10 protein-coding genes and 1 pseudogene are annotated in these 9,731 nt (G+C 66.8%); 8 read left to right on the top strand and 3 right to left on the bottom strand.

All coding sequences use genetic code 11. The features are described from left to right. The 4 genes from RMO23_RS07990 to RMO23_RS07975 all read left to right on the top strand — a co-directional run. A partial coding sequence (locus tag RMO23_RS07990; protein WP_309680234.1) for a DUF1232 domain-containing protein occupies positions 1-186 on the top strand: 186 nt, incomplete at its 5' end. 30 nt (positions 187-216) lie between these two features. Then, on the top strand, positions 217-687 hold the full coding sequence (locus RMO23_RS07985; RefSeq protein ID WP_309680233.1) for an EVE domain-containing protein: 471 nt from the start codon (positions 217-219) through the stop codon (positions 685-687). A 188-nt stretch (positions 688-875) separates the two neighbouring features. Next, positions 876-1,931 (top strand): L,D-transpeptidase, encoded by a 1,056-nt coding sequence (locus RMO23_RS07980; protein ID WP_309680231.1) that lies wholly within the window; start codon positions 876-878, stop codon positions 1,929-1,931. A gap of 278 nt (positions 1,932-2,209) precedes the next feature. Beyond that, positions 2,210-2,653, top strand: coding sequence for a M23 family metallopeptidase (locus RMO23_RS07975; protein WP_309680229.1), 444 nt, complete (start codon positions 2,210-2,212; stop codon positions 2,651-2,653). A 16-nt stretch (positions 2,654-2,669) separates the two neighbouring features. Here the strand turns inward: RMO23_RS07975 and RMO23_RS07970 are convergent, their stop codons facing one another. Beyond that, a complete protein-coding gene (locus RMO23_RS07970) occupies positions 2,670-3,599 on the bottom strand; it encodes a 2-dehydropantoate 2-reductase (protein WP_309680227.1) in 930 nt (309 codons plus the stop codon). Between the two features lie 90 nt (positions 3,600-3,689). Here RMO23_RS07970 and RMO23_RS07965 point away from each other — a divergent pair, with 90 nt between their 5' ends. Then, entirely contained in the window at positions 3,690-4,943 is a 1,254-nt protein-coding gene (locus tag RMO23_RS07965; RefSeq protein ID WP_309680225.1) for a hypothetical protein, read from the top strand. Continuing rightward, the gene (locus RMO23_RS07960) at positions 4,940-6,064 is read left to right on the top strand and encodes a HupE/UreJ family protein (RefSeq protein WP_309680222.1); all 1,125 of its coding nucleotides are present in this window, start codon (positions 4,940-4,942) and stop codon (positions 6,062-6,064) included. Before RMO23_RS07965 ends, RMO23_RS07960 begins: the two co-directional genes overlap by 4 nt. A 119-nt stretch (positions 6,065-6,183) precedes the next feature. Here the strand turns inward: RMO23_RS07960 and RMO23_RS07955 are convergent, their stop codons facing one another. Continuing rightward, complete coding sequence (locus tag RMO23_RS07955; protein WP_309680220.1) at positions 6,184-7,392, bottom strand: PHB depolymerase family esterase; 1,209 nt, start codon at positions 7,390-7,392, stop codon at positions 6,184-6,186. 159 nt (positions 7,393-7,551) lie between these two features. Between RMO23_RS07955 and RMO23_RS07950 the strand changes: the two genes are divergently transcribed. Then, positions 7,552-8,511 carry a rhodanese-related sulfurtransferase gene (locus RMO23_RS07950; RefSeq protein WP_309680218.1) on the top strand — a complete coding sequence of 320 codons (960 nt, stop codon included), beginning with the start codon at positions 7,552-7,554 and terminating at the stop codon, positions 8,509-8,511. 40 nt (positions 8,512-8,551) lie between these two features. Beyond that, positions 8,552-9,223 (top strand): glutathione S-transferase, encoded by a 672-nt coding sequence (locus tag RMO23_RS07945; RefSeq protein ID WP_309680236.1) that lies wholly within the window; start codon positions 8,552-8,554, stop codon positions 9,221-9,223. Positions 9,224-9,411: 188 nt separating this feature from the next. On the opposite strand, the pseudogene RMO23_RS07940 reads toward RMO23_RS07945, so the two are convergent. Next, positions 9,412-9,729, bottom strand: a pseudogene (locus tag RMO23_RS07940) (RNA methyltransferase substrate-binding domain-containing protein); the annotation flags it as partial. Positions 9,730-9,731: the final 2 nt, after the last annotated feature.

The following is a 9,731-nucleotide window of genomic DNA, read 5'->3' as shown; positions in this document are numbered from 1 at the left end:
TGGCTGAAGGTCGGCACCGCGCTGATCGTGCTGTACGTGCTCTCGCCCATAGACCTCATCCCCGACGTGCTGCCCGTGATTGGCATGGTGGACGACTTGGTGCTGGTGCCGCTGGCGATCCGCTGGCTGCTCAAGCGCCTGCCGCCGGAGATTGCCCAGGCAGCGGCAAACCGCCGTAGGCAATAACGTGAGCCTGCGCCGCCAAGGATTGCACCCATGAACTACTGGCTGATGAAGTCCGAACCCGAGGAATGCTCGGTAGACGATGCGCTGGCAGCCCCCAAGGCCACAGTGCCCTGGATCGGCGTGCGCAACTACCAGGCGCGCAACTTCATGCGCGATGCGATGCGTGTCGGCGATGGCGTGCTGTTCTACCACTCCAGTTGTGCCGAACCCGGCATTGTCGGCATTGCACGCGTGGCGTCCCCGCCCTACCCTGACCCGACCCAGTTCGATGCCAAATCGCCCTACTACGACGCCAAATCAAAGCCCGAGGAACCGCGCTGGCTGCTGGTGGACGTGCAGGCGCTGCGCAAGACGCGCAACCTGACGCTGCCCGAGCTGCGCGCCACCCCGGAACTGGCGGAGATGCTGGTGCTGAAAAAAGGCAACCGGCTGTCGATCACGCCGGTGGAATCACGGCACTGGCAGCGCATTCTGGACCTGGCCGGCACATCGTCGTTATAGGGCAACAGCGTCCAGGCGACGGGTGTTTCCAGTGGCAAAACCCGGCAGCGTGGCCCCTTTCCTGGTTTCTCGCAGCTTGGCCTGGCGCAGCTGATCGGCATATAGCTGACTTTCAGCAGGCGCGCCTGCTTACACCTGGCGGGCTCGGGCGGTGCAAGACTGGTGCGGTAACCACGAAAGCGCCAGCCATGCCCCCCATGCCCTCCATCCCATCATGTTCGCCGCGTCATCTTTCCTGGCGCACGCTCGTCATTGGCTTGTGCTTCACCGGCATTGGCCTGGCCGCTCAGGCCACATGGGCTGCGCAGCCGCGGGCCGAGGCCAAAACGTCAAGCAGCAAGGCGTTTGACAGCGACGCTTTTAACAAGGCCACCGACAGCCCCTTGCTTCGCAGCGGCAGCCGGGGAGCCGCCGTGGCGCGTGCGCAGATCCTGCTGGACCGGGCCTGGTTTTCCTGCGGCGAGATTGACGGGCGCTTTGCCGCCAACATGCAGCGCATGGTGAAGGCCTACCAGACTGCGCGCGGGCTCAAAACAACCGGCACGGTCACGCCGCAGACCTGGGCGTCACTGCGCGACGACAGCGCGCCCTTGCTGTCGCGCTATTCCGTGACCGACAAGGACCTTGCCGGCCCGTTCGAGAAGACGCCCACCGCCATGGACGAGCGGGCCAAAATGAAGGCGCTGGTCTATGAGTCGGTTGACGAAGCGCTGGCCGAGAAATTCCACACCAGCATCGCCTACCTGAAGCAGCTCAACGGGGGCCGCAAAGTTGAAGCCGGCAAGGACCTCATCGTGCCCAACGTCGCTGAAAGCCGGGCGCCGCTCAAGGCGACGTCCATCCAGATCGACAAGTCGGATCGCGTGCTCTATGTGCTGGATGCCGAACAACGGCCGGTGGCGGGTTTCCCCATCAGCATCGGCAATGAGAAAAACGACCCGCTGCCGGTCGGCACGCTGGCCATCAAGAACGAAGTCAAAAACCCCAGCTTCACCTATAACCCCTTGCTGCTGAAAAATGCGCCCAAGGATGCGCAGAAGGTGGACATCGCACCCGGACCGAACAACCCCGTGGGCAGTATCTGGCTGGGCCTGAGCAAGCCGCACTGGGGCATTCACGGCACGCCCAACCCCTCGAATGTGGGTCACTCCGAGACCAACGGCTGCATCCACATGACCAACTGGGACGCGGAACGCCTGTCTAGCCTGGCCAAGGCCGGGTTCAAGGTCAACGTCAAGACCTGATGCTGCCTGCGGCCACTCTGCTTCGGCGTACCGTTCTTGCCGTGTGCCTGGTGCTGGTGCTGGCGGGCGCCTGGACGCTGGGCAGGCGCATGGAAACGTCAACGCAAGTCAGGTCACCCCGGCCCATCCCGTCAACCATCCCGTCAACTATCCAGTCACCCGTGCAGTTTCAGTCAGCTGCGCCGGTTGTTTCAGTGGCGCAAAACGAGCCCGGTCCATCTTCTCTGCCTTCTCTGCCTTCTCTTGCTGCCGCTTTAAACGCCCCAGACCTGTCGCCCTTGCGCTCACGCGCCCTGGTCCTACCCGTGCAGGGGGCGACGGCCGCACAGCTGAGTGACACCTACACGCAGGCCCGCGCAGGCGGCGCAGCGCATGAGGCACTGGACATCATGGCGCCGCGCGGTACGCCGGTGCTGGCGGTAGAAGAGGGCCGCGTGGCCAAGCTGTTTTTGAGCAAGAGCGGCGGCATCACGCTGTACCAGTTCGACCCGGACCGCCACTACGCGTACTACTACGCGCACCTTGACAGCTATGCCGACGGCGTGGCGGAAGGCGCAAACCTGCGCAAAGGCCAGGTGATCGGCTATGTGGGCAGCACGGGCAATGCCTCGCCCGATGCGCCGCATCTGCATTTCGCCATCTTCCGGCTGGGGCCCGAGCGCCAATGGTGGCGTGGCACGCCCCTGAACCCCTACCTGGTCTGGCGCGACGCCAGGCCTTGAGCCGGTTCGCCAACTTTTACCTTGTGGATCGCTCCGGCGCCTCCATCAGCTTCACCAAGGCCCACAACACCCGGTTCGCCGGCGTCGCCACGCCCAGCGCCTCGCCTCGCCGCACGATCAGGCCGTTGAGGTAGTCGATCTCGGTGGGCTTGCCGCGCGCCAGGTCTTGCGCGGTCGATGAAAACTGGCTGGGCATGGTTTCGGCGATTTTGCGGATGGCGGCGTCCACGTCGCCGGGTACCTGCACGCCCTCGGCTTTCGCCACGGCCAGGCATTCGGCCACCACGTCGCGCATCAGGCCGTTCACGCCCTCGCCCTGCACCGTTTTGCCATACGGCAGCTGGGTGATGGCCGATACCGCGTTGTAGGCGCAGTTGAGGATCAGCTTGGCCCACAGCGCGCCGCGCACATTGCCTGAAATCTCGGTCGGCACGCCGGCGGCGATCAGCGCTTGCGCCACGGCTTCGCCGGACATAGCCGCGGAAAGGCAGGGCTCGATCACCAGCTCGCCGCGGCCATGGTGTTTGACGTGGCCGGGGCCGGCCATCTCGGTGGCGACGTACACCACGGCGGCGGCCACCGCGTGCTGTGGCAGCACGGTGCGCAGCCGGTCGGCGTTGTCGACGCCGTTTTGCAGGCACAGCACCAGCGCGTCGGGTGCCAGATGCGGCAGGATCTGGGCGCCGGCCGCTTCGGTATCGGTGGATTTGACGCAGAACAGCACCAGCTGCGCGCCCTGCACCGCGCTGGCCTCGGTGCTGGCGGCCAGGCGCACGGGCTCGTCGAAGGTCGTGGTCTGCAGGCGCAGGCCGTCGCGGGCAATCGCCTTCACATGCTGGGGCCGCGCGATCAGCACCACCTCGTGTCCGGCTCTGGCCAGCATGCCACCGTAGTAGCAGCCGACGGCGCCTGCGCCCATGACGGCGACTTTGAGAGCTTGGGTCATGGGGTGATTTTAGGTTCTGAGCGCGCGAGCCGTGCGCCAGTCATCAATCCGGCCAAAGCCCGCCACGGCGCACCACTACACTGTGCCCCCATGCACCCGAACCCTTTTTTGCCGCTTTCCGCCCTGCCGGCGGCGATTCACGCACCCGCCTCCCTCATGGTCTCTCGTTCGCTGATGGCGCTTGCCCTCGCCGTCTTGGCGGCCCTTCCTGCGGCCGCAGCGCCATTCACCCCGGCCAATGACGCGGTAGTGGTCGAGCGCCTGCCCGGCCGGGCCAGCGATCCGGCGCTCAAGCGGGTCGAGTCGCTGCGCAAGCAGTTGGCGGCGCGGCCCGACGATGCGGCACTGCGCATCGAGATTGCACGGCGCTACTTTGACCTGGCCATGGCCCAGGGCGACCCGCGCTATGTCGGTTACGCCTCGGCCGCCATCGGGCCGCTGGCGCAGTCGGCACCCGACAACGCCGGCTACTGGCTGGTGCGCGGGATGATCCAGCAGTTCAGCCACGAATTCGAGCCCGCGCTGGCCAGCCTGGCCAAAGCTGCCCAACTCAATCCGCGCACGCCCGAACCGCTGCTCTGGCGCACCGCGATTTACATGGTGCAGGCGCGCTATGCCGAGGCCGGCGCCGAATGCGAACGCATCACGCCGCTGGCCGAGCCGCTGCTGGGGCTGGGCTGCAGTGTCTATGTTCAGGCCAGTACCGGCCAGCTGGCCGCCGCCTTTGACAAGCTGGACGCCGGCGTCAAGGCGGCGCCGAAAGCCGCCGCCGAACTGCTGCTGTGGGACCACACCCGCCTGGCCGATATGGCGATGCGGCTGCAACGCTTTGAGGTGGCCCAGGCTCACTTCGATACGGCGCTCAAACTGGGCGTGACCGATCAATACCTGCTGGGCGCGTACTCCGATTTTTTGCTGGCGCGCCAGCGGCCCGCCGAGGTGCTCAAGCTGCTGGCCGACTGGGAACGCTCTGACGTGTTGCTGCTGCGGCTGGCGCTGGCCGGCAAGGCGGCGGGCGACAAGCGGGCCGAAGGCTGGGCGGCGCAACTGCGCGACCGTTTTCAGGCGGCGGCAAAGCGTGGCGACCGGCTGCACGAGCAGGAAGCGGCGCGCTTCGAGCTCGACATTGAAGGCCATGCGGCCAGGGCGCTGGAGCTTGCCAGCCGCAACTACCAGGTGCAAAAAGAGCCGCGCGACGCCGAAATCCTGATGCGCGCCGCGCTGGCCGCCAAACAGGCCAAGGCGGCGCAACCGGCGCTCGACTGGCTGCGCAGCAGCGCTTACGAAGACCCGGCCGTCAGCGCGCTGGCGACCCAGTTGGTTGCCCAGGGAGCGACGCGATGAAGCGCTGCCTCCTGTTACTGACACTGCTTTTTGCCCAGCTCAGCGCCTGGGCGCACAAGCCTTCCGACAGCTATCTAACCCTGCGCGCCAGCGAAGGCAGCGCCGACATCGCAGTGCGCTGGGACATCGCCCTGCGCGACCTCGACTACGTGCTGCAGCTTGACCGCGACGGCAACGGCGAACTGAACTGGGGCGAAGTGCGCCAGCGCAGCGAGGACATCACGCGCCTGGCCACCAGCCGGCTGGCGCTGTCTGCCGCCGGCCAGCCCTGCGTCTGGCAGCCTGGACAAGCGCTGCAACTGGACCAGCACAGCGACGGCACCTACGCGGTGCTCAGCCTCACGGCCCGGTGCGCCAGCCTGTCGGGTGAGCTCAAAGCGCACTACTCGCTGCTGTTTGATGTGGACCCGTCGCACCGGGGCCTGGTGCAGTGGATTGCGCCGGGCAAGGCCAACGCCCAGGCGCTGGTGTTCGGCACCGAATCGGCCGAGCAGACCCTGACATTGCAAGCGGCCAGCGCCTGGCAAACCCTGCGCCAGTACCTGGTCGATGGCATCTGGCACATCTGGATTGGCTACGACCACATCCTGTTTTTGCTGGCGCTGCTGCTGCCGTCGGTGCTGGTGCGGCGTGAGGGCCAATGGCAGGCCGCGCCGCGGCTGGGCGGCGCCGTCAAGGAGGTGCTGAAGGTGGTCACCGCCTTCACCCTGGCCCACTCCATCACCCTGAGCTTGGCGGCGCTGGGCATCGTCAGCCTGCCGTCGCGGCTGGTCGAATCGGCGATTGCCGCCTCGGTCATCGTGGCGGCGCTGAACAACCTGCGCGGCACGATCGAGGGGCGGCGCTGGGTCATGGCCTTTACCTTTGGCCTGCTCCACGGCTTTGGCTTTGCCTCGGTGCTGGCCGACCTGGGCCTGCCGCAAGGCGCGCTGGTGCTGGCGCTGGTGGGCTTTAACGCAGGTGTTGAAGTCGGCCAGCTGGCGATTGTGGCGGTGTTTTTGCCGCTGGCGTTCTGGCTGCGCGGCACCCGGTTTTACCGCGTCGGCGTGCTCAAGGCCGGCTCGCTGCTGGTGGCGATGCTGGCGAGCTGGTGGCTGGCGCAGCGGCTGTTTGATCTGTGACCTTGACTGGCCCGGCATTGCCAATTGCTATCAAAACAATAGCTACCCATGCGTATTAATCGTGGGCTGGAGGCCCATTTCGTTGCCAAACCGGCCTGCAAGGCCGGTTTCAGGCGGTTTCAGCCGCTTCCAGGCACCGGCTCGCGCCGGTGGCGTGAAAAAAAACTCCACATCATCAGCGTCGCGTCGGGGCCTTCGGGCGCGCTGAACGCCAGGCCGCCGTCGCCGCCGCTCCAGGCGTGGCCCAGGCCGGCAATCTCGCAGCGCATCAGCTGGGGCTTTCGGCCCGCGTAGTAGGTCGCGCTCTGGTAGGCATGACGCGGGTGGCGCCCGCCCGCGCGCCCCGGGTAGTTGCGCAGCACCGGCTCGGTCTGGGCCAGGGCCGCTTGATTGACGATGACGAACTGCCCGGTCAGCTGCTGCATGTTGATGCGCCGCACCACCGCGTCGCGCGCGCCGTGGATCAGGATGGCCGGCATGCCCTGCGCCCCTGCAGACTGGGGCAGCGCCTTGACAAAGGCACGCGCCGCCTCGCCATGCGCCAGGCCGGCGCCGTGCTGCATGGCGCGGTAGGCGCCCAGGGCCGAGTCGGTCGTGCCCAGCACCGGGGCCGAATGCAGGCCCGCCGCCGCAAACAGGCCGGGGTGGTGCAAGGCCAGCAGGCCGGCCAGCGCCGCGCCGGCCGACAGCCCCGCCACGTAGGTGCGCGACGCGTCCAGGGCGTGCCGGCCCTGCAGCTGCGCCACCAGCTGCGCAATCTGCCGCACCTCGCCCAGGCCCTGCTGCGTGCTGCGCTGGTACCAGTGCCAGCAGCGGTGCGCGTCGGCCGTGCCCGACTGCTGCGGATACAGCACCGCAAAGCCCTTGCGTTCGGCCAGCCGGTTCATGCGGGTAGAGGCGGCAAAGTCGGCCGCCGTCTGCTGGCAGCCGTGCAGCATCACCACCAGCGGCAGTGGCGCGCTGGCGGCGCGCGACGCGGCGCTGGGCAGGTACAGCCAGTACAGCAGGCGCCGCGCCGGTGCCACCGGCCCGGCGGCCGGCACGGCGAACCAGGATTGCTTCCAGACGCCCGGCAGGCCCGCTGCAGGCTGAGCCGGCGCGGCCGAGGCGGCAGGGGCGGTCAATCGGTGCTTGAGCGGCCTGACGGTTTTAAGCGGCTTGGCGGCTTTCACCGGCGCGGCCTTGCGCACCGCCTTCACGCGCCGTGCGGCAGGCGCGCGCGGCGCCTTGGGCAGCAGGCTTTTCAGCAGCTTGCGGCCCTGCGTCTGCTGCGTGCGGTTCAGGCGCCGCAGGTTTTTCAGCCACAGGCTGCTCAGGCTTTTGGCCATGCGGGCAGCGCGGGTGCGGTGGGGGTCAATGGCTTGCGCATCGGCTTATTTTGCTGCATTGCAACAAATTTCTGTGTAGGCAGTATTCCCCAGAAATTAGCCGCCGCCGGATAATCCGGAGGTCCCCCAAACTTCGCCGCGACAGCGCCCAATGATTGCATGCAAGATTTTCTGACCGTCGCCCTGTATAAATTTGTTGAACTGCCGGACTTTGCCGCGCTCCAGCCGCCGCTGCTGGCCTGTTGCGAGGCCAATGGTGTCAAGGGCACGCTGCTGCTCGCCGCCGAGGGCATCAATGGCACGATTGCCGGCCGGCCCGAGGCGGTCCACGCGGTGCTGGCCTGGCTGCGCGCAGACCCCCGTCTGGCCACGCTGGAGCACAAGGAGGCCTGGGCCGCTGAGCCGCCGTTTTACCGCATGAAGGTGCGCCTCAAAAAGGAAATCGTCACCCTGGGCCTGCCCGATGTGCACCCGGCCCTGATGGCCGGCCAGTACGTCAGGCCCGAGGACTGGGACCGGCTGCTGGCCGAGCCCGGCGTGGTGCTCATCGACACCCGCAATGACTACGAGGTGGCGATTGGCACATTCGAGGGCGCCATCAACCCGGCCACCCGAAGTTTTTCAGAGCTGCCGGCCTGGGTCGAGCGCGAAATGCAGGTCGGCGGCAAACTGGCCGGCGCCGCAGGCAAAAAGCCCAGGGTCGCCATGTTCTGCACCGGCGGCATCCGCTGCGAAAAATCGACCGCCCTGCTGCGCTCGCGCGGTTTTGACGAGGTCTACCACCTGCAGGGCGGCATCCTCAAGTACCTGGAAACCGTGCCCGAGGCGCACAGCCGCTGGCACGGCGAATGTTTTGTGTTTGACGAGCGCGTGTCGGTCGGCCACGGCCTGGCGCCCGGCCATTACACGCTGTGCCGCTCCTGCCGCGAGCCCCTGAGCGATGCCGACCGCGCCTCGCCGCTGTTTGAGCTGGGCGTGAGTTGCGCCCGCTGCCACGGCACGACGACCGAGCAGCAAAAAGCCGGTTACCGCGAGCGCCAGCGCCAGGTCGAACTGGCCGAGGCGCGCCATCAAGCGCATATCGGCGTGCGCCAGCAGGACCCCAAACTTGAGCCCTGAACCGCCCGTTCTGTATTCCTTTCGCCGCTGCCCCTACGCCATGCGGGCCCGGCTGGCCATCGCCGTCAGCGGCCAGCGCTGCGAGCTGCGCGAGGTGCTGCTGAAGAACAAACCGCCCGAACTGCTGGCCGCATCGCCCAAGGCCACCGTGCCGGTGCTGGTGCTGCCCGGTGGCGAAGTGATTGAGCAGAGCCTGGACATCATGCTGTGGGCGCTGCGCCAAAACGACCCGGCGCTCTGGCTGGCGCCGCCGCAAGAATCGATTGACGCGATGCTGGCGCTGGTGGCCGACAACGACGGCGCCTTCAAGCAGCAGCTGGACCGCTACAAATACCCAAACCGCTATCCGCAGCAGCATTCGGGCGATGCGCCGCAATTTGCGCGGGAGCAGCGGGCCGCCGGCGCGCGCTGGCTGGCGGGGCTTGAAGCGCGGCTGGCAGGCGGTGGCTGGCTGTTCGGCCAGCGCGCCGGCCTGGCCGACATGGCCATCCTGCCCTTTGTGCGCCAGTTTGCCCACACCGATGCGGCGTGGTTTGCGCTGCAACCCTGGCCGCATTTGGTGAGCTGGCTGGCGAACTGGGAATCCGGGACACTGTTTGAGCGCGTGATGGAGAAGTACCCGCCCTGGCAGGCTGGGCAGATGCGCGTCGAGTTTCCGCCCGTTGTTGGAGGCAAGACACCTTCTTCAGCTACAGATTTCCAGGCGTTTTAGGCTTCCAGGCACCTCATGGTGGTGCCACAGTCCTGCACTCCGGTTTCTTGTCACGCGTTCGTCTGCTATTTTATTGATAGCGAACTATGCGCTATACACCTGGGCTAGAGCCCAATATGAGAAGAAATCTGGCTGATTTGTCCGGCTTCGATGGTGATGCGGCGCTTGCAGCGCGCGGCCATCGCAGGGTCGTGCGTCACCAGCAGCTGGGCCACGCCAGACGCCTCGAGGTTTTCCAGCAGTTCATCGAGCGACGTGACCTGGGCCACCGCATCGACCCGCGCCACCACGCCCTGGTGACCATGGCTGCCGCACATCTTGGCCAGCCGCAGGCCGTCGGATTCAATCAGCCGGACACCGGCTTCACGCGCCCGGTCGGTGAACTGGCGCATACGCGCATCGCGGCGCGAGGCATCAAAAAACACCTCCAGCACCGACTTGGGGGCGGTTTTCAGGCGAACGCCCACGGCATGAAAGCCGAATAGAACTTTGGGGGAAGAAGACATGC

Source organism: Polaromonas sp., assembly GCF_031411155.1.
Classification (GTDB): domain Bacteria; phylum Pseudomonadota; class Gammaproteobacteria; order Burkholderiales; family Burkholderiaceae_C; genus Polaromonas.
This window is presented reverse-complemented; position numbering and strand designations above follow the sequence as displayed.